This window comes from Streptomyces sp. NPDC059166 (assembly GCF_042755185.1).
GTDB lineage: Bacteria > Actinomycetota > Actinomycetes > Streptomycetales > Streptomycetaceae > Streptomyces.
Genome location: NZ_JBHZCI010000005.1, coordinates 177,175 through 197,540 on the forward strand (window position 1 = coordinate 177,175; position 20,366 = coordinate 197,540).

Sequence of the window (20,366 nt, forward strand, 5' to 3'; positions counted from 1 at the left end):
AGGCGGTCCCCACGCCGACGGCGTCAGGCCCGGCGGGCCCGGCGCCGCGTCGTCGCGTACAGCACGCCGCCCGCGGCCAGGGCAACCGCCGCGATCGCGGACGTCATCAGCACGGTGGAGCCGGTGGAGGCGAGGTCCCCGCCGGTGCCCGACGTCGCGGAACCGGAGGTGCCGGTGCTTGCGGTGGAGCCCGGACCGGGGGTGGCGTCCGGAGTACCGGTCGTCCCGGAGCCCTCGGTGTCACCTCCGGTGCCACCGCCCGTCCCCGCGGTTCCGCCGGACGGGCCACCCGTGTCCTCGGAGCCGGCGCCGTCGCCGTTGAGCACGAGCTTCGCGATGTTGTTCGCCGGCGTCGTGTCGAAGGGCAGTTCCGGGTCCACCAGCCAGGTGTTGCGGATCCGGACCTCACCGGTGGCGTTCGGGACCACCTTGGTGATCTTCAGGTCGAACGGCCAGGTGCGCTCCGAACCGTCGCGCACGGTCATCCGGGTGTCGCAGACGTAGCGCGGGGCGGCGGTCTGGTCCTCGCGGAACCTGCCGTCGGCCGTGACACCCCGGCAGGCGTCCGGCTTGCCGGTGACCTCGGCGCCCTCGGGGACGGTGAAGTCGAGGGTGGCGACGGGTTCACCGGAGCGGATGTAGCCGATCCAGGCCGGTCCGTCGTTACGGAAGCCGATCCCGGCCGTGACGGTGTCGCCGACGGCGCCGCCGGCCTTGCCGCCGACCGCGACGAAGTCCGCGGTGTTCTCGGTGCGGAAGTCCACCTCCTGCTGGTTGTCCCAGGGGTCGAGGTCCGCGCTCCGGGCGGAGGAGGTGACCTTCCGCAGGGTCAGTTCGGGGCCGGTCCCGCGGGTGAGGGGCGCGCCCGCGCGCTGGGCGGAGCGCTGGGCTCCGCCGTCCTCGCCTATGCGGTAGACGAAGGTGTCGTAGAACGCGCGCTCGGTCGCCCTGACGGACAGCGGCACGCCGAGTGTGTACGTGGCGCCCGGCTCGTAGGAGCCCTCGACGTAGCAGAGGGTGGTGGCCCAGGCGTAGCTGTCGAACGGGTCGTCGCCGGCCTCGCCGTCGTACTCGCAGTTGGCGTACCGCTCGGGGATCTCAAGGCCGCGCGAGTACCTGAGGGTCAGCAGGACCCCGTCGGCCGCCCGGGTGCCCTTGTTGGTGAAGGTGATCGGGGCGGGCTGTGTGTCGCCCGGCTTCAGCTCCTGCTCGAAGGGGAGCCGCTTCATGACCAGGTCGGGTCCTCCGACGGTCACCTGCGTGGAGAACGGGGTGAAGGTGGCCCCCTCAGCCGATCCGGTCACCTCGATGGTGCCGGAGGCGCCTTCCTCGCTGCCCCGGGCGGCGACGAGGTCGAAGTCGGCGACTGCGCTGAGGCCGGTGTGGACGCCCCAGTCGTGGCACACGGCCTTGGTTCCGGTGACCTCGCACTCCGCACCCGTGTCCTCGGACGGGGTGACGTCGGCGATCCCCGCGATTCCGCTCAGGTCGAGTGTGTACGTCACCTCGCCCTCGTACCCCGTGCTCTCCTCGTCCGTGTCGGGGTTGTGGACGGTGATCTCCAGCTCGGACCCCTCCGGGGATCCCGACTCCGGGTAGGGGTGGAGGGCCGTCCCGGCGGGGCCGCCGAGCGTGAAGACGGGGTCGGCCGCGTGCGCCGGGGCGCCGAGGGCCAGTGGACCGGCGACGAGCAGCCCGGTGGCGACGAGACCGCCCGCCGTACGACGCAGAGCTGCTCTCGGGGAAGTGCGTGACATTCGCGAACCTCTGAGGATCGGCGGAGCTGTGTGACTGCTGTGACTCGACAGAGGTTGGACCGGGCGGGCGCGCCGACGGTTGTCCCGCGCGTGATCACGAATCGGCCACACACGTCTGTGTGACGAGTGACACATGGAGATTCTGTGAACTCAGGGACAACCGTTGGCCGGGGTCAGGGGTCATGCATGACGAACACACCGGTTCGCCCGCGCACCGGCCCGCACACACCGCCCCGTCAGGGGCGGGCCCGTACACCCGGGCTCGCGGGTCCGCCGCGCGGCGCCGGGGACGGTGGGCCCGCCGCGCGAGGCGGGTCACCCGGCAGGTCGTCAGGTGGCTGCACTCGGAGGGGGGTGCAGCCCCCTGGCGTCCCGCCCTCCGGCCGGGCGGGGCTCATGCCCCGGAGCCGGCCTTCTTCGGGGGAACCACCGGAATGCCCAGGAACGGCAGCTTCAGCGCGCCGAACGCCTCCTTCGGCACGGCGGGAGTCCGCGGTTCCACGGCCGCGAGCCGTTCGTAGGCGGCGCCCTGGGCGGGGCGGGGGTCCTCCTCGCCCTTGTTGGGCCAGAACGACATGGCCCGCTCCGCCTGTGCGGTGATCGTCAGTGACGGGTTGACCCCGAGGTTCGCGGAGACCGCCGAGCCGTCGACCACGGAGATCCCGGGGTGCCCGTAGAGCCGGTGGTACGGGTCGATGACACCGTCCTCGGCACTCGCCCCGATCGGGCAGCCGCCCAGGAAGTGCGCGGTCAGCGGGGTGCCCATGAGCTCCCCGATGTTGGAACCGGCGAAACCGTTGATCTCCTGCGCCAGCAGCGTGGCGCCCTGGGTCGCCTCGGCGATCTGCGTCGGGTTGGGCGAACCGTGGCCCTGCCGGGCGGTGAGCAGGCCCTTGCCGACTCCGCCGGGCTTGCGGTACGCGGTCAGCGAGTTGTCGAGCGACTGCATGACCAGGCCGATGATGGTCCGTTCCGACCAGCGCCGGTTGGACAGCGAACGCATGGTGAGCCAGGGGTGCCTGGCCACGTTGCCGAACCAGCTCAGCACCCGGTGGGTGCTGTAGGGCACCTGGAGGATGGTCAGCGCGCCCATGGCGTTGGAACCCTTGCCGTAGCGCACGGGCTCGATGTGGGTGTTCTCGTCGGGGTGGATCGACGAGGTGATGGCGACGCCCCGGGTGAAGTCCGCCTTGGCGGTGCCGTGCTTCCTGCGGTACCGGCGGTCGCTGGTCTGCGCCCCGACCAGCCCCTCGGAGTTGGTGCGGGTCAGCTCCCCCAGCCGGGCCGACAGCCGGGGCAGCAGCCCCTCGTCCTTCATGGTGTGCAGCAGGGTCTGGGTTCCGTACGTACCGGCGGCGACGACCACCTGGCGGGCCCGCAGCACGGAGGGCCGGGCCTTGCGGCGCCGGTGGGTCGGCACGGTCGACACCCGGTGACCACCGTCCGGGTCATCGGTGACGGCGACCACGGAGGTCATCGGGTGGATGACCGCGCCGGCCTTCTCGGCGAGGTACAGGTAGTTCTCGTTGAGCGTGTTCTTCGCGCCGTGACGGCAGCCCGTCATGCACTCACCGCACTGGGAGCACGCCTTGCGGGAGGGGCCGGCACCTCCGAAGTAGGGGTCGGCGGTCTCGTCGCCGGGCTTCGCCCGGGCCGTACCGTCGGCGTCCTCGCCGTCGCCGAAGAAGACACCGACCGGGGCGAGGTGGAAGGTGTCGCCCACCCCCATGGACTCGGCGACGGCCTTGAGGTGGACGTCCGCCGGGGTGACGGTCGGGTTGAGCCGCACCCCGAGCATGCGCTGCGCCTGGTCGTAGTAGGGCGCCAGCTCGTCCTTCCAGTCGGTGATGGCCGACCACTGGCCGTCCTCGAAGAAGGGCGCGGGCGGCACGTAGAGGGTGTTGGCGTAGTTGAGGGAGCCGCCCCCGACGCCCGCACCGGCCAGGACCATCACCTTGCCCAGCAGATGCACCCGCTGGATGCCGAACAGGCCGAGCGCGGGGGCCCACAGGTAGTTCTTGATGTCCCAGGAGTTCCTGGGAAGGGTGTCGCGCGTGAAGCGCCGCCCCGCCTCCAGCACTCCGACCCGGTAGCCCTTCTCGCTCAGCCGCAGGGCCGAGACCGCGCCGCCGAAGCCGGACCCGACGACGAGGACGTCGTAGTCGTACGCGTCGTCGTCCGCCGCGACGGCCGGGCCGGCCTGGTTCTGGGCATGGCTGTCCTGGGACATGGCTCTCCTCGGTACGAAAAGGGCGGGGGGGGCGGAGGTGCTGGGGCTCAGCGCAGCCGGAAGGCCTTCATCGCCTTGAGGCTCCGGCTCATGAAGGCCGCGTACTTCTCGTCGTCCATCCCGAAGGCCGGCGCCAGGGGCATCAGCCGCTGCTGGGCGACCGTCTGGGCCTCGGTGTACTTCAGGATGCCCTCGGAGCCGTGACGCCGGCCGAGACCGGAGTCCTTCATACCGCCCATGGGCGACTGGACGCTGCCGTACGCGGGCGCGTAACCCTCGTTGATGTTGACGGTGCCCGCGCGCAGCCGGGCCGCGACCCGGTGGCCGCGTCGGGCGTCCTTGGTCCAGACGCTGGCGTTCAGGCCGTACGGCGTGGCGTTGGCCAGGGCCACCGCCTCGTCCTCGTCGGTGAAGCGGTAGAGGGACACGACGGGACCGAAGGTCTCCTGGGTGCAGACGGCCATCGGTTCCTGCACGTTGTCGAGGATGGTCGGCTCGTGGAAGAACGGGCCTATGTCGGGGCGGGCGGCCCCTCCGGCGACGACGACCGCGCCCTTCTCCACCGCCTCGGCGACGTGGCGGGTGACGGTCTCCAGCTGCCGTGCGCCGACGAGCGAACCCATCTCGGCGCCGTAGGCGAGGGACTTGCCGAGCCGCATCGCCCTGGTGCGGGCGGCGAACCGTTCGACGAAGGCGTCCGCGACGGACGCGTGGACGTACAGCCGCTCGATGGAGATGCAGAGCTGTCCCGCGGAGGAGAAGCAGGCGCGCACGGCGCCTTCGGCGGCCTTCTCGACGTCGGCGTCCTCCAGGACCAGCATGGGGTTCTTGCCGCCGAGCTCCAGTGAGACGCCGACCAGCCGGGCCGCCGCGCGCTGGGCGACGTCGCGGCCGGTCGCTGTCGATCCGGTGAAGGAGACGTAGTCGGCTCGCTGGACGACCTCGGGACCGACGACCGGCCCCTCACCGAGGACGATCTGGAACACCTCGGGCGGCAGCCCCGCCTCGATGAGCTGCTCACGGGCCCACAGCGCCGTCAGGGCCGTCTCGGTGTCGGGCTTCATCACCACGGCGTTGCCGGAGACGAAGGCGGGCAGGGCGTCGCCGACGGAGAGTTCGAGCGGGTAGTTCCAGGGGGCGATCTGGCCGACGACACCGCGCGGCTGGCGCAGTTCGGTGACCTTGGTCAGCGTCGGGACGACCCCGGTGTGGCGCTTCGGCCTGAGGTAAGCGGCGGCCTTGCGCCCGTAGTGCCGGGCCGACACGGCGACGGCCTGCACCTCCTCGTGGGCGTGCAGCCTGGCCTTGCCGGTCTCCAGCTGGATCAGGTCGAGTACCTCGGACTGGCGCCGCAGGACGAGGTCGTGGAAGCGCAGCAGCACAGCGGCCCTGGCCCGGACGGGCGTCGCCGCCCAGGCGGGCTGGGCGGCTCGGGCGCGTTCGAAGGCCGTCCGCACGTCGTCGGGGCCGGACTCGGGCAGGTCGGCCAGCTTCTCACCGGTGAGCGGACTGTGGTTGGCCGTGCGGCCCGAGCCGACGACGCCGCGGCCCAGCCTGGCGATCAGCTCGGGCGTGACCACGTCGGCCGCGGTGCGCGCACCCGCCGGCGCCGCGGCCACCGGGTTGGTGCCGGAGCGGCTGCCCGGGGCGGCGGAGGTGCTGGTCGAGGAAGCCTGCGAGTCCGTCATGAGGGCGAGAGTATGTCCACCCGCCCGCTTTGGGTACCCGTGGGTAACAGGTTTTCACAGAGCCCGCCAAGGACGGTCGACACCCTCAGCCATACAGCCAGTGATCACTGGCGACATAAGCCCTGATCAGGTGCGATCCGCCACTCCCGGCACAGGTAGGGGTCAGGAATCGTGAATCTTCGCGCATCCGCCGGGCACCGGCCCCGGGAACGGCCCGCGCGGACCCCTCACCGGCGTCCGGGGGTGCTCCTTCCGGGTGAACGCCCTCAGCCCGGCCGATCCGGCGGCTGCCAGCTCCGCAACATCGTCTCGAAGAGCTTCCGGGTGGCTTCCCGGTCCTCCTGGGGTCCGGTCATGTACAGCGCGTACTCCGGCCCACCCCGCTCGGCGAAGTACATCTGGTCGATTCCGTGCCGGGGCCCCGGGTGGTCCTTCGACTCGGTCCAGTCGAACTCCCACCGGGCTCCGGGGCGGTCGCGGAAGACGTTCGGCTCCAGAGTCAGCCGCTCGTAGTCCGGCAGCCGCCGCGCGAGGTCCTTCTCGATGCTCTGCATGTGGGCGTGGGAGTCGTCGAAGTCGGGCTGCGGATCGATGCTGATGCGGAGCCTGTGCGCGCCGCCGTCCGGGCTGTAGTCGATCTGCCCCTCGTCCGGCTGACGCTCCCAGCCTTCGGGAAGGGTGAGGCCGAAGCCCTCGGGGGCGTCGATCCGGGTCCAGCCCTCGGGCACGCCCTTCGCGCCCCGCTCGTCCGCCCCGGTGGAGGAGGAGGCCGAGGAGGTCACCGAAGGCGACGGGGAGCCGCTCCGCCCCTCCGAACCGCCGGACGTACCGCCGCCGCCGTTCTGCCTCATCGCCACCACTCCGGCCGCCGCCCCGCCGATCAGCGCGGCCGCCACGACGACCAGCAGCACGGTGCGCCACCGGCCCGGACCGCGCCGCGGCGGGGGCGGCGAGGCGTACGGGGGTACGGGGAGCGGCTGCCCGGGGAGCCTGACGGTGGACCCCTCGGAGGCGGAGAGGGAACGCAGCTCCTCCTCCGGGACCCGTTGCGTCGGCACATGCGCCTGCGCGGCGCGCGGCCTTCGCCCCTCCATCGCGTCCAGGAGCATCCGCTCCGTCTCCTCCGCGCCCGGACGGCCGGCCGGATCCTTGCGGAGCAGAGCCGTGATCACCGGTGCGAGCGCTCCGCCGTTCAGCGGCGGGGGCGGTTCCTCGGTGACCACCGCCTGCATGGTGGAGATCGGGGACGTACGGCGGAAGGGCGAGGTCCCCTCGACGGCTGTGTAGAGCGTGACACCGAGCGACCAGAGGTCGGAGGCGGGGCCCGGGTCACCGCCGCGGACCCGCTCCGGCGCCAGGTAGTCGATGGACCCGACCAGTTCCCCGGTGCGGGTGATGGTGGAGTCGCCCTCTATCGCGGCGATCCCGAAGTCGGTCAGCAGCACCTGCCCGTCCCGGGCGAGCAGGACGTTGGCCGGCTTCACGTCCCGGTGCAGGACGCCCGCCGCGTGGGCGGCGCGGAGGGCGCCCAGCACCCGGAGCCCGATCCTGGCCGCCTCGCGGGGCTCGGTGGCCCCCGACTCCTTCACCGCGTCCGCGAGCGAGGGACCGTCGACGTACTGCATGACGATCCAGGGCCGGCTGTCGTACTCGACGACATCGTGGACGGTGACGACCCCGGGGTGCGTGATCCGTGCCGCGGCGCGCGCCTCCTTCTGCGTGCGGGCGTGCAGCACGGCCCGGTCCGCCTCGGAGACGTAGAGTCCCGCGGTCAGTTCCTTCACGGCGACGGTCCGGTGGAGCACCTGGTCATGGGCTCTCCACACCTTGCCCATGCCACCGCGCCCCAGGACGTCACCGAGCCGGTAACGACCTGCCAGTACGATCCCCGCGCCCGTTCCCTGCCCGTGTTCCACGTGTGTCCTCGCCCCGTTCCTCGGACGCCAGGGTACGGAGAGGAGACGGTGCGACGTAACCTCGCACCGCCCCACGAGACCGCACTGTGATGCGGGTCGCCTTCTGCTGCCGGTCCGTCAGGAGCCGACGCGGTACGAGGAGATGGCCTGCGCGTAGATCTCCGACACCTTGTCCCGTTCGTTCTCCGGGCCGATGACCTGCACGATGTGGTAGCGGCCCTCGACGATCAACGCCAGGTTGCGGACGTAGACCTGACGTCCGTCGCTCTCCTGCCAGGTGAACTGCCCCTCGGCCATGGCCTGCCTGCCGACGTCGACGCGGCGCAGTCCGGTGGACGTCGCCCAGCTCGAATCGCGGAAGGGCTTCAACTCCGGCTCCGCGGTCCGCTGGTAGTCCAGCGGATCGGAGCCGTTGGCCTTCACCGTGTCACGGCCCGGTACGACGAGGATGCTGAACCCGTCGCTTCCGTAGCGGATCTGCCGGTTCGCGTTGGCCGGGCTGCGCTGCCACCCCTTGGGCACCCCGATCTCGAACCCCTCGGTGTCCTTGCGCAGTTCGTATCCCTGCGCGAGGGCGACGGCCGAGCGGCTGGTCTGCGGCTTCTCCGATCCAGGCGAAGCCGGCTCGGTGGACGGCGGCTGCCCCGACGACGCCCCGGGCGACGGATCGCCACCGGCACCCGGGTCCACCGGTGCGACCGAGTCCGAGGGTGCCGCTCCGGAGTCCGCGCCCTGCTTGGGCATGAACAGCATGGCGTAGGCGACGGCGGCGGCCATCAGCAGCAGGATCAGTACGAGCAGCACCCTGCCGAGCCGGCGCGGCGCCCGGCCCCCGGGCGGCGGCTGGCGCAGCACCTTGGGGCCCTTGGGCTCGCGGGGCGGGCGCGGCCTCTCGTACGCCTGCGGCTCCTCGTACGCCGGCGGCCGTTCGGCGGTCCGCCGCTGCTGCCTGCCCTGGCGGTGCCGCCCGTGGGCCGCGCCGCGGCCCCGCCGGCGGCGCACCAGTTCGCCCCTGCGGCGGACGACCGGGAGCCGGGTGGCGTCGGCCGGGGGCAGGGTGACGACGTCGGTCCCGGCCTCGGGCTCGGGCGCCGACCGCACCAGGGAGCGCAGCCAGCCCCGGAGCTCCTCGAAGTCCGGCCGCTCCGTGGGGTCCTGGCGCAGCAGGGACTCGACGACGGGCCGCAGGGGACCGCACTCCTCCGCGAAGGCGGGCGGCTCGCCGCAGACCATCTGGACGAGCTCCGCGGCGTTCTCCTCCGGATACGGGGCGTGGCCCTGCACGGCGCGGTAGAGCAGCGCGCCGAGCGCCCACAGATCGGTAGAAGGACCGATGGGCGGGGCGAGCTGCCAGTTGTCGTGGACCGGTCCCGCCTGCTCGGGCGCCCACCGCTCGGTGACCGCTCCGACGACGGCGATACGGGCCTGCCGGGCGCGTTCGGCCGCGAGCGGGGTGGCCGGGCCCCGGTAGGCGGGGGCGCCGCCGCTCTCCGCGACCACCTCGTCCCACCCTCCGGCGGGCCCCCGGGCGGGGGCCGGCAGCGGGAGCCGGTCAGGGCGCCCGGCGGGACCGCTGCCGAGGCGCCGGGCGTCGGCGCGCAGGGCGTCCTCTCCCGAGCGCCCGCCTCCGCTGCCACCGGCGGGCACCGGACGGCCGGCGCCGGGACCGTCGCCCCAGGTGCCGGCGAGGTGCACCCGCCGGCCGGGGGCGGTCGGGCCGTCGGGGCCCTCGTCGTCGTCCTCGTCGTCCTCGTCGTCGTAGGGGTACGGGTACGGGGCCCCCGCCGTACCGCCCCAAGCACCGGTCAGCTGCGGGTGTCCGGGGGGCGGGAAGGTACCGGGATCCGCCGCGCCGAAGGCCTCCGGCTCCCCGGTGCCGCCCTCCGCGGTGTCCGTGCCCGGGCGGCCGGTCCGCTCCTGCGGAGCCGCGCCGGCGGCGGGCGGTTCCGGGCGGTCCCCGCCGGAGCCGTCCCAGCCGTCCGATCGCCCCTGCTGAGCCGCGCCGGGACCGTCCGTCCGCTCCGGAACACCATCCCCGGGCCCCTCCGTCCGCTCCGGAACACCCGTGCCGGGGGTGTCCGGCCCGGCCGCCTCCGCGCGCCTGCGGTCCTCGCCGGCTCGTGCCGCCGCACGGGCCCCCGCACGGTAGGCCGCGATGGCGCCCGCTCGGGCGGCGCGCAACTGGGCCGCGCTCCCCGCCCCCGGCTCCGCCGGGGGAAGCGCCTGGCGGGCGGGTTCGAGGCCGGCGCCGGACGCGGGCACGCCGTCACCGGACGTCCTGGGCGCGGGAAGGCCTTCCGGGGCGGGCGACGCGTCGGGCTCGGCGGGCCCGGGCAGCGCGAGTCCCCGGCCGTACGAAGCGGGCGGCCCGTAGGGCCCCCCGGGCACGGAACCGGCCGCGGTGCGTCCGGGCGCCTCCCCGGGTGGTACCGGCCCGTCGTTCGGGCCCGCGTACCCCTCCCCGGGCGCGTGCGGTCCGGCCGCGGGAAGCTCGTACCTCCCGGGCTCGGGGGCCGGGGGCTCGTACGGGCCGGTCGGACCGGACTCGACGGCCGGGGGCCCGTAGGCGCCTTCCTCGTCCGGCTGCGGCGCCGGAACGTATCCGCAGAGCGCCTCCTCGGCCGCGCCCGCCGCCAGGCCGGTCAGCACCACACGGCCGTCGTCGCAGACCAGCACCGTACGGACCGTGATGTTGCGGTGGGTCCAGCCGTGGGCGTGCAGCACCCGCAGCGCGGTGAGCACGTCGGAGCCGATCTCCGCGGCACGGTAGGGGTTGAGGGGCCGCTCCGCGAGGAGCGCCGCGAGCGGCCGGGCGGCCACCAGCTCACTCACTATCCAGAGCGATCCCGCCTCGGCGAACACGTCGAAGACCTGGTCCAGCCGCGGATGATCGGGCACCTGGGCCGCCGCCTGCGCCGCCTCGATGGCCCGCCGGACCGCCGGGTCCGTGGGCCGTCGTGCCGCGCGGCCGGTGGCGCGCCGGGCCGAGGTCATCCCGTCGGGGTCGAGCACCTCCGCGTCCACGACCTCGGGCAGCGGCACCTGGCGGACCAGGACCTCCTGGCCGCTGTACGTGTCGAACGCCCGGGTCTCGACCAGTTCGTACGCGTCGGACGGAGGCAGCGGAAGGCGGTAGCGGTCGGCGAGTACCCGACCCGCGTAGTCGTCCACGACGCCTCCCCAGAGCGCGCTGTTCCCCCGGTCACCGAGACCGCATGGATGCATCAATTGCGGTCATTTGCTGTGCAATTGACTCACGATTATGGCTGCGTACGGTCCTCGGCCTCTCACAATACGTGGCAACGCGTGGCGGCGCGCCGGGTCGCCGCAACCCGGGAGGCCCCGGCGGAGTCGTGCGGCGGGCGGAACCCGCCGCACGGCCCGTCAGTCGGTGGGTTCGAACGTGGCGAACGCCGTCTCCCGCAGGGTCCGGCACTCGTCGCCGTCCCACTCGTCGGCCTTGCAGCTGACCATGATCGAGTAGCCGTGCGTGGAGTCCACCTTGAAGCCCCGGTTGAGGACGCGTACCCGCATGCCCTGCTGATTACGCGTGAACTCCCAGTCGGCCACGGTCGGGTAGCCGTTGTACTCGACCTTCCTTATCCCGATGTGGTCGTAGCCGTTGCTGAGGGACCTGGTGGCCGCCACCGCGCCGGCCCACGCGGCCGCCGCGTCGTCCTTCGGGGAGGAGTTGTAGTCGACCTGGACGCGGGGGAATCCGCCGTCGGCGTTGTAGATGGCACCGGAGTTCCGGCCCGCTATGCCGTCCAGCTTGAACGTCCCGGGCATCGCCATGGCGAAGTGGAACTGCTTGTTGGTGACGGTCTCGAATCCGCTGGGAAGCGCGTCCGGGTCCGGGGTGGGGTCGCCGGTGGCGGGCGACCCCGAGGCGTCGCCGGGCGTCTCGCCCCCTTCTTCGCCCTGACCGTCCTTGCCCGTCTCCTTGCCCCCGTCCTGCGGATCGTCCTCGCCCTTGCCCGAGCCGCCCTCCGTGCCGGAACCGGCGGACGCGCCGGCCGAAGGCGTGGTCGCGCCCTTGCCCGTGCCGCCTTCGGTGTCCGAACCCCCGTCGCCGAGCGCGAGCGCCAGGACCGTGCCCAGCACTGCCAGCACGACGATGCCGGCGATGATCACCAGCGTGCGGCGGGGCACGACGTCGGTGATGGAGGCGCGGGCAGCCCCCGGACGACCGGGCGGTACGGCGGCACTCCCCGGGGCCGATGCCGTGGTGGCGCGGGCCTTGGCGTCGCGTACGGACTTGAGCGCACCGCGCAGCCGTTCCTTCGTGCCCTCGGCGATGCCCGGGGCGCCCACCGGGGTTGCCGGAGTCGTGGGAGCGGTCGGCGTCTTCGCGGAGGACGAACCCGGTGAGGCGGTGGCTCCCGGAGCGCCTGCTCCTGAAACCGCCGGGCCGGCAGGCGGCTTGTCGCCTCCCGCTGCCGCCGCGGCCGCGGCGGCCTTGCCGCCGCTCGCCTTGCCACCCCGGCCCGCCTTGCCGCCACCCGTGTCACCGACGCCGGGCAGCGCCATGACCTGCGTGCGCTCGGCCGGCGGCACGACGGGCTCCTCCGGAGCGTTGACCACCGCGTTGAGCAGGACGCGAGCACCCGCGTCGTCGAGACGCTGGTCGGGGTCCCGGGCCAGGAGACCGTAGATCACGTCCTCCAACGGGCCCGCGTGGACCGGCTTCTCCACCGGCTCCGTCATCACCGCCGTCAGGGTCGCGATGGCCGAGCCCTTGTCGTACGGCGGTCGGCCCTCGACGCTCGCGTACAACAGCCCGCCGAGCGACCAGAGGTCGGCCGGTGGGCCGGGCTTGTGGCCGCGGGCCCTCTCCGGCGAGATGTAGGAGGGTGCCCCGACGAGCATGCCGGTCGAGGTCACCGACGGGTCGCCCTCGACCTGGGCGATCCCGAAGTCGGTCAGGACGACCCTGCCGTCCTCCGAGATCAGCACGTTGGACGGCTTCACGTCCCGGTGCAGGATGCCCTCGCGGTGCGCGGAGCGCAGTACGTCGAGGATGGCGAGCCCGACCTCGGCCGCACGCCTGGGCGTGAGCGTCCCGTCCTCACGGATCACCTCGGCGAGGGACTTCCCCTCGATGAGCTCCATGACGATCCACGGCCGGTCGTCCTCGTCGACCACGTCGTAGACCGTCACCGCACTGGTGTTGCGGATCCTCGCGATCGCCTTCGCCTCACGCAGTGTCCGCGTGATGAGGCGGCGCTTCTCCTCCTCGTCGATCGAGGAGGGGAACCGCAGTTCCTTGACCGCGACCGTCCGTCCCAGCGTCTCGTCGGCAGCACGCCAGACCGTGCCCATGCCGCCCCGGCCGAGCACCTCCCCGAGACGGTAACGCCCCGCGAGGAGACGTCCTTCCTTGTCCCGTTGGGGCTCCCGCGCCTGCTCCGCCTCCGACATGCGTCCCCTCTGCGATCAACCCGCCCTGGCAGAGCGTTCATTGTCCCTCACCCGGGGACCGGTCATGGTGCCGGGTCCGAGGTCGGCCGTCGTACGTCCGCGGGAAGGAGCCCTGGCGTGCCCGTGTGCGCGGTGCCTCCCGCCGCGGGGGCCGCAACCACCGCGCCGGGCCTCGCGACCGAGCCCTGTGAACCGGGCCCCTGTGAACCGGCGGCCTTCCCAGCGAACCACATCCCGCGCCCGCATCGTCCTACCTCGTCGGCCCGGCGTCGAGAGCGGTGCGCCCCCGGAAGGCCGCGGCGCCCCGGCCGCGGGGAGAGGACGGGATCTCACCCGGCCCTGGCCCGAGGTCCTGGCGGGCCCTGGGCGTGACCCGCCCGGGACCTCGGGGGGAACCCGTTCCGATCCACCGGATCGGAACGGAACGGAGCGGGGCCGACGGCGGGCGGAGCGGAAGGGAGCCGGGCCGACGGCGGGCGGAACGACACGGAGCCGGAGCGGCACCATGCCGCGGCCGCCCGTTGCCGGAGGGGCACGATGCCGGAGCCACACGTTGTCGCAGCCGCACGTTGTCAGAGCGGCACGATGTCGGGCGCCCCCAGCCGTGCGGCGTCCGCCGTCAGGTCGTCGGGCTGGCGCTGCGACTCCCGCTCCGCCTCGACCCGCTTGCGGTAGTGCTCGACCTCGCGCTCCACCTGGTCGGTGTCCCAGCCGAGGACGGGTGCCATCAGATCCGCGCACTCACTGGCGCAACGGGTGCCCCGGTCGAAGGTCTCGATGGAGATCCGGGTGCGCCGGGTGAGGACGTCGTCGAGGTGCCGGGCGCCCTCGTGCGAGGCCGCGTAGACGACCTCGGCCCTCAGGTAGTCGTCGGCGCCGGCCAGCGGCTGCCCCAGCGACGCGTCGTGGACCACCAGGTCCAGGAGTTCCTCCGTCATCGAGCCGTAGCGGTTCAGCAGGTGCTCGACCCGGGCGACGTGCAGCCCCGTGCGGGCGGCGATCCGCGCGCGGGCGTTCCACAGGGCGCGGTACCCCTCGGCGCCCAGCAGCGGGACGTCCTCGGTGACGCACTCCGCGACCCGCTGGTCCAGGGCGTGCACCGCCTCGTCCACGGCGTCCTTCGCCATCACCCGGTACGTCGTGTACTTGCCGCCCGCCACCACGACCAGTCCGGGCGCCGGGTGGGCCACCGTGTGCTCGCGGGAGAGCTTGCTGGTGGCGTCGGACTCGCCGGCCAGCAGAGGCCGGAGCCCCGCGTAGACCCCCTCGACGTCGTCCCTGCCCAGCGGGGTGTTCAGCACCGCGTTGACGTGTTCGAGCAGATAGTCGATGTCGGCGCTGGACGCGGCCGGATGCGCCTTGTCCAGATCCCAGTCGGTGTCCGTGGTGCCGATGATCCAGTGCCGCCCCCACGGGATCACGAAGAGCACGGACTTCTCCGTCCGGAGGATCAGCCCGGTGGAGGAGTGGATCCGGTCCTTGGGCACGACGAGGTGGATGCCCTTCGACGCCCGGACGTGGAACTGCCCTCGCTCCCCGATCAGCGCCTGGGTGTCATCCGTCCACACCCCGGTGGCGTTGACCACCTGCTTGGCCCTGACCTCGTACTCCCCACCCCCTTCCACGTCCTGCACGCGGGCGCCCACGACCCGCTCGCCCTCCCGGAGGAACCCCGTCACCCGGGCCCGGTTCGCCACGTGCGCGCCGTACCCCGCGGCGGTGCGCACCAGGGTCGCCACATAGCGGGCGTCGTCCATCTGGGCGTCGTAGTACTGCAGCGCCCCGACCAGGGCGTCCTTCCTGAGGGCGGGGGCGACCCGAAGGGCGCGCCGGCGCGAGAGGTGCCGGTGCACGGGGAGCCCCCGGCCGTGGCCGGAGGACACCGACATCGCGTCGTACAGCGCGACGCCCGAGCCCGCGTACAGTCGCTCCCAGCCCTTGTGCTGCAGCGGGTAGAGGAAGGGGACCGGCTTGACCAGGTGCGGTGCCAGCCGCTCCAGCAGCAGCCCCCGCTCCTTCAGCGCCTCCCGTACGAGCGCGAAGTCCAGCATCTCCAGATACCGCAGCCCGCCGTGGATCAGCTTGCTCGACCTGCTGGACGTGCCGGACGCCCAGTCGCGCGCCTCGACCAGCCCGGTGGAGAGCCCTCTGGTGACCGCGTCCAGCGCCGTCCCGGCGCCGACCACGCCCGCTCCCACGACCAGCACGTCCAGTTCGCGCTCGGCCATCGCGGTCAGCGCTCCGGCGCGCTCCGCGGGTCCCAGTGTCGCTGTCCTCACTGCTGCCTCCCGGTCATCCCGGTGCATCGGGGTGGTACGGCACGGGAGCGGGGACCGACCGGATGGCCGGGCGCCCGTGCCCACCACTCGATTCTGTCCGCGGTCCACGACTTCAGCCACCGCCTGTGGACAACACCCGCCCCACACGAGCCACAGAATGCGACATATAGGTCATATTTACGCCTATTCTGACATTGCGCGGTCCGCAGCGGTTGCGCTTTCTGTCTCCTGGCCTTAGGGAAGGACGGCCCACATGCCCGCAGACCTCGCCGTCATCGGACTCGGACACCTCGGCCTGCCTCTCGCCCAGGCGGCCGTCGGCGTGGGTATCCACACCGTCGGCTACGACACCGACCCACGCACCTTCGCCGAACTCTCGGCGGGCCGTACGCCGGTCGAGGGATCCCTCAGCGCATCCGACATCCGCCGCATGATCTCCGGCGGTTTCCGTCCGACCGCCGATCCCGCCGCCCTCGGACGCGTCCGCACGGCCGCGATCTGCGCCCCCACCCCCCTCGGGCCGGACCGCACCATCGACCTCGGCGCCGTGACCGCCGCGACCCGCGCGCTCGCGGCCCGGCTGCGCCCGCACACCACCGTCCTGGTGGAGTCCGCCGTGCCCCCGGGGACCACCGAGAACGTCGTGCGCCCCCTGCTGGAGGAGGGTTCGGGGCTGCGCGCCGGACGCGACTTCCACCTCGCCCACTCCCCCGGCCGCCTCGACCCCGGGAACCGGATCCACACCTACGCCAACACCCCGAAGGTCATCGGGGGCCTCACCCCGGCGTGCACCGAGTCGGCGGCCGCCTTCTACGGACGGCTCACCGACAAGGTCGTACGGGCCCGCGGACCGCGCGAGGCCGAGATGACCAAGGTGCTGGAGACCAACTTCCGGCACGTCAACATCGCCCTGGTCAACGAGATGGCGGTGCTCTGCCACGACCTCGGTGTCGACCTGTGGGACGTCATCAGGTGCGCCGAGACCAAGCCCTTCGGCTTCGAGGCCTTCCGCCCCGGCCCCGGCGTCGGAGGCCATGGCGCCCCGGTGGACCCCGGCTGCTTCCCGTACAGCAGCCGTACGCCCGGCCACCCCCTGCGCATGGTCTCGCTGGCGAAGGAGATCAACGACCGGATGCCGAGCTACGTCATCCAGCGCTGCGCGACCCTGCTCAACGAGCACGGGAAGTCCGTCCGCGGGGCACGGGTGCTGCTGCTGGGGGTCACCTACAAGCCCGACCTGGCCGACCAGGAGTCCTCCCCCGCCCGCGAGATCGCGACCCGGCTCACGGACATGGGCGCGCAGATCGGCTACCACGACCCGCACGTCCTGGACTGGCGGCCACGCGGGTTGCCCGTGCCCCGCGCGGACTCCCTCTACGAGGCCGCCGCCGGCGCCGACCTGACGGTGCTCCTCCAGAACCACCGCACCTACGACCTCCAGGGACTCGCGGTGAAGGCCCAACTCCTCCTGGACACAAGGGGAGCCACCCCGGCGGGAGCGGCGCACCGGCTGTAGCCCTCATCGGGCCGTCCGGATTCCCCTGGGCGATGTCGCCGCGGGCTGCTAGCCCGCGGCGTCACTTCTCGCACATTCGTGCACGCGTACCTTCCCAGGGGGGAATTCCAGATGAGCCAGCCCGTGCAGCCGCCGAACCCACCGCAGCAGCCGGCCGACGGCAACCCGTACGCCGGCCAGCAGCCCGCACCCGGCGCCCCGTACGCCCCGCACCCGGGCGCACAGCAGGGCGGCAACCCGTTCGCGGGCCAGCAGCCGGGCCAGTTCGGCGGCGGCGCCCCCTTCGCGCCCGCCCCGGCGGCGCGCAACAACATCGGCATGGGCCTGCTGGCCGCCCTCGGTGCGGCGATTGTCGCCGCCATCCTCTACGGCGTCATCGCCGGTGCCATCGAGCGCGAGGTCGGCTACGCGGCCATCGGCGTGGGCTTCCTGATCGGCTTCGCGGCGAGCAAGGTCGGCGGACCGCTCCCGGCCCTCGGCATCGCCGCCGCCGTCCTGTCCCTGGGCGCCGTCTTCCTCGGCCAGCTCATCGGCGCCTCGATGATCGCGGCGGACGGCCTGGGCGTCGGCTTCTCCGACGTCTTCTTCGACCACTTCGGTGACCTCGTCACCTTCTGGAAGAAGGAGTTCGACTTCATGAGCTTCGTCTTCTTCGTCCTCGGCCCGGTCGGAGCCTTCGCGGGCGTGCGCAAGGCCGGCTGACCCGCCCGCACACAGCCGACGGCCCGGACCACCGAGGTGGTCCGGGCCGTCGTGGCAGGAGTGCGCGGTGTCAGCGGCGGTGCTGGGAGTCGGCCACCGTCACCTCGACGCGCTGGAACTCCTTGAGGTCGCTGTAGCCGGTGGTGGCCATCGCGCGGCGCAGCGCGCCGAAGATGTTCATCGAGCCGTCGGGGCTGTGCGAGGGACCGGTGAGGACCTCCTCCGTCGTCCCGACGGAGCCGAGGTCGACCAGCTTTCCGCGCGGCACGTCCTCGTGCACGGCCTCCATGCCCCAGTGGCGGCCGCGGCCCGGCGCGTCCGTCGCGCGGGCCAGCGGGGAGCCCATCATCACGGCGTCGGCGCCGCAGGCGATGGCCTTCGGCAGGTCGCCGGACCAGCCGACACCACCGTCGGCGATGACGTGCACGTAACGGCCGCCGGACTCGTCCATGTAGTCGCGGCGCGCCCCGGCCACGTCGGCGACCGCGGTCGCCATCGGGACCTGGATGCCGAAGACGTTGCGCGTGGTGTGCGCGGCGCCGCCGCCGAACCCGACGAGGACACCGGCCGCGCCGGTCCGCATCAGGTGCAGCGCGGCGGTGTACGTGGCGCAGCCGCCGACGATCACCGGGACGTCCAGCTCGTAGATGAACTGCTTGAGGTTGAGCGGCTCGGCGGCACTCGAGACGTGCTCCGCGGAGACCGTCGTGCCGCGGATGACGAAGATGTCCACACCGGCGTCGACGACGGCCTTGGAGAACTGCGCGGTGCGCTGCGGCGACAGGGCGGCGGCGGTGACGACACCGGAGTCGCGCACCTCCTTGATGCGCCGGCCGATCAGCTCCTCCTGGATCGGGGCGGAGTAGATCTCCTGGAGCCGGGGGGTCGCGGCCTCGACGGGCATCTCGGCGATCTCGTCGAGCAGCGCCTGCGGGTCCTCGTGCCGCGTCCACAGCCCTTCGAGGTTGAGGACACCGAGCCCGCCCAGCTCACCGATGCGGATGGCGGTCTGCGGGGAGACCACCGAGTCCATCGGAGCGGCCAGGAAGGGCAGCTCGAAACGGTAGGCGTCGATCTGCCAGGCGATCGAGACCTCCTTCGGGTCACGGGTACGGCGGCTCGGGACGACGGCGATGTCGTCGAACGCGTATGCCCTGCGGCCGCGCTTGCCGCGCCCGATCTCGATCTCAGTCACGATGATGTGGCCTTTCCCTCTACGTCTGCGCTGACCAGTATCCCCGACGCACGCGTGAGGGGCGGTCCGGGGAACCCGGTCCGCCCCTCATCAGCGCCGTTCTCTTACTTCCTGCTGTAGTTCGGTGCCTCGACCGTCATCTGGATGTCGTGCGGGTGGCTCTCCTTGAGACCCGCCGAGGTGATCCGGACGAAGCGGCCCTTGCTCTCCATCTCGTCGACCGAGGCGGCGCCCACGTAGCCCATCGTCTGGCGGAGGCCGCCGACGAGCTGGTGCAGCACGTTGGCGAGCGGGCCGCGGTAGGGAACCTGGCCCTCGATGCCCTCGGGGACGAGCTTGTCGTCGGAGGCCACCTCCGCCTGGAAGTAGCGGTCCTTCGAGTACGAGCGGCCCTGTCCGCGGGACTGCATCGCGCCCAGCGAACCCATGCCGCGGTACGACTTGAACTGCTTGCCGTTGATGAAGAGGAGCTCGCCCGGGGACTCCTCGCAGCCGGCGAGCAGCGAGCCCAGCATGACGCTGTCGGCACCGGCGGCGAGCGCCTTGCCGATGTCGCCGGAGTACTGCAGGCCACCGTCGCCGATGACCGGGACGCCGGCGGCGCGGGCGGCCAGCGCGGCCTCGTAGATCGCGGTGACCTGCGGGACGCCGATGCCGGCGACCACACGGGTGGTGCAGATCGAACCGGGGCCGACACCCACCTTGACGCCGTCCACACCGGCGTCGATCAGGGCCTGGGCGCCGTCGCGGGTCGCGACGTTGCCGCCGATGACGTCCACGTTCACGGCCGACTTGATCTTCGCCATCCAGTTGAGGGCGTTGCTGTTGTGGCCGTGCGAGGTGTCGACGATCAGGAAGTCCGCCCCGGCCTCGGCCAGCGCCTGGGCGCGGTCGAGCGCCTCCGGGCTGGCGCCCACGGCCGCGCCGACGAGCAGGCGGCCGTCGGAGTCCTTGGCCGCGGTCGGGTACTTCTCGGCCTTGACGAAGTCCTTGACGGTGATGAGGCCCTTGAGGACGCCCGCCTCGTCGACCAGCGGAAGCTTCTCGATCTTGTGGCGGCGCAGCAGCTCCATGGCGTCGACGCCGGAGATGCCGACACGCCCTGTGACCAGCGGCATCGGCGTCATGACCTCACGCACCCGGCGCGAGCGGTCCGACTCGAACGCCATGTCGCGGTTGGTCACGATGCCGAGCAGCTTCCCCGCCGGGTCGGTGACCGGCACACCGCTGATGCGGAACTTCGCGCAGAGGGCGTCCGCCTCGTCGAGCGTGGCGTCCGGAGCGACGGTGATGGGGTCGGAGACCATGCCGGACTCGGACCGCTTCACCAGGTCGACCTGGTTGACCTGGTCCTCGACCGAGAGGTTGCGGTGCAGGACACCGACGCCGCCCTGCCGGGCCATGGCGATGGCCATGCGTGCCTCGGTCACCTTGTCCATCGCGGCGGACAGCAGCGGGATGTTCACCCGCACGTTCCGCGAGATGAGCGTCGAGGTGTCGACCGCGTTGGGCAGCACCTCGGATGCGCCGGGCAGCAGCAGCACGTCGTCGTATGTCAGCCCGAGCGTCGCGAATTTCTCGGGCACTCCGTCGACGTATGCAGTCATGACACCTTCCCCAAATGGCCTTGATCGGTGCGGATGTCCATGCTAACGGCCTCGC

The 20,366-nt window shown here is 72.7% G+C and carries 11 protein-coding genes; 2 read left to right on the top strand and 9 right to left on the bottom strand.

Annotation, left to right across the window (positions count from 1 at the left end; all coding sequences use genetic code 11):
• Window positions 1–23: 23 nt before the first annotated feature.
• The 7 genes from ACFXOA_RS05950 to ACFXOA_RS05980 form a co-directional block, all read right to left on the bottom strand.
• The gene (locus ACFXOA_RS05950) at window positions 24–1,757 is read right to left on the bottom strand and encodes a peptidase (protein ID WP_385023046.1); all 1,734 of its coding nucleotides are present in this window, start codon (window positions 1,755–1,757) and stop codon (window positions 24–26) included.
• 394 nt (window positions 1,758–2,151) lie between these two features.
• Window positions 2,152–3,987: a GMC oxidoreductase gene (locus ACFXOA_RS05955; RefSeq protein ID WP_385023048.1), complete on the bottom strand. Its 1,836-nt coding sequence runs from the start codon at window positions 3,985–3,987 to the stop codon at window positions 2,152–2,154.
• A gap of 47 nt (window positions 3,988–4,034) precedes the next feature.
• Entirely contained in the window at window positions 4,035–5,675 is a 1,641-nt protein-coding gene (locus ACFXOA_RS05960) for a succinic semialdehyde dehydrogenase (RefSeq protein WP_385023050.1), read from the bottom strand.
• 266 nt (window positions 5,676–5,941) lie between these two features.
• Entirely contained in the window at window positions 5,942–7,591 is a 1,650-nt protein-coding gene (locus ACFXOA_RS05965) for a serine/threonine-protein kinase (RefSeq protein WP_385023052.1), read from the bottom strand.
• A 117-nt stretch (window positions 7,592–7,708) separates the two neighbouring features.
• Window positions 7,709–10,762, bottom strand: coding sequence for a protein kinase (locus tag ACFXOA_RS05970; RefSeq protein ID WP_385023152.1), 3,054 nt, complete (start codon window positions 10,760–10,762; stop codon window positions 7,709–7,711).
• Between the two features lie 213 nt (window positions 10,763–10,975).
• A complete protein-coding gene (locus tag ACFXOA_RS05975; protein ID WP_385023054.1) occupies window positions 10,976–13,012 on the bottom strand; it encodes a protein kinase in 2,037 nt (678 codons plus the stop codon).
• 572 nt (window positions 13,013–13,584) lie between these two features.
• A complete protein-coding gene (locus ACFXOA_RS05980) occupies window positions 13,585–15,291 on the bottom strand; it encodes a glycerol-3-phosphate dehydrogenase/oxidase (protein WP_385023056.1) in 1,707 nt (568 codons plus the stop codon).
• 253 nt (window positions 15,292–15,544) lie between these two features.
• On the opposite strand from ACFXOA_RS05980, the gene ACFXOA_RS05985 reads away from it, so the two are divergent.
• Window positions 15,545–16,807, top strand: coding sequence for a nucleotide sugar dehydrogenase (locus ACFXOA_RS05985; protein WP_385023058.1), 1,263 nt, complete (start codon window positions 15,545–15,547; stop codon window positions 16,805–16,807).
• Window positions 16,808–16,918: 111 nt separating this feature from the next.
• On the top strand, window positions 16,919–17,509 hold the full coding sequence (locus ACFXOA_RS05990) for a hypothetical protein (RefSeq protein ID WP_385023060.1): 591 nt from the start codon (window positions 16,919–16,921) through the stop codon (window positions 17,507–17,509).
• Window positions 17,510–17,579: 70 nt separating this feature from the next.
• On the opposite strand, the gene ACFXOA_RS05995 is transcribed toward ACFXOA_RS05990, so the two are convergent.
• Window positions 17,580–18,704, bottom strand: coding sequence for a GuaB3 family IMP dehydrogenase-related protein (locus tag ACFXOA_RS05995; RefSeq protein WP_385023062.1), 1,125 nt, complete (start codon window positions 18,702–18,704; stop codon window positions 17,580–17,582).
• Between the two features lie 104 nt (window positions 18,705–18,808).
• Complete coding sequence (guaB, locus tag ACFXOA_RS06000) at window positions 18,809–20,311, bottom strand: IMP dehydrogenase (protein WP_385023064.1); 1,503 nt, start codon at window positions 20,309–20,311, stop codon at window positions 18,809–18,811.
• Window positions 20,312–20,366 lie beyond the last annotated feature (55 nt).

Excerpts from the sequence above, each read along its gene's own strand:
- ACFXOA_RS05960 (WP_385023050.1), bottom strand. The coding sequence starts at position 5,675 with ATGACGGACTCGCAGGCTTCCTCGACCAGCACCTCCGCCGCCCCGGGC.
- ACFXOA_RS05975 (WP_385023054.1), bottom strand. The coding sequence starts at position 13,012 with ATGTCGGAGGCGGAGCAGGCGCGGGAGCCCCAACGGGACAAGGAAGGA.
- ACFXOA_RS05955 (WP_385023048.1), bottom strand. The coding sequence starts at position 3,987 with ATGTCCCAGGACAGCCATGCCCAGAACCAGGCCGGCCCGGCCGTCGCG.
- guaB (WP_385023064.1), bottom strand. The coding sequence starts at position 20,311 with ATGACTGCATACGTCGACGGAGTGCCCGAGAAATTCGCGACGCTCGGG.
- ACFXOA_RS05950 (WP_385023046.1), bottom strand. The coding sequence starts at position 1,757 with ATGTCACGCACTTCCCCGAGAGCAGCTCTGCGTCGTACGGCGGGCGGT.
- ACFXOA_RS05990 (WP_385023060.1), top strand. The coding sequence starts at position 16,919 with ATGAGCCAGCCCGTGCAGCCGCCGAACCCACCGCAGCAGCCGGCCGAC.
- ACFXOA_RS05985 (WP_385023058.1), top strand. The coding sequence starts at position 15,545 with ATGCCCGCAGACCTCGCCGTCATCGGACTCGGACACCTCGGCCTGCCT.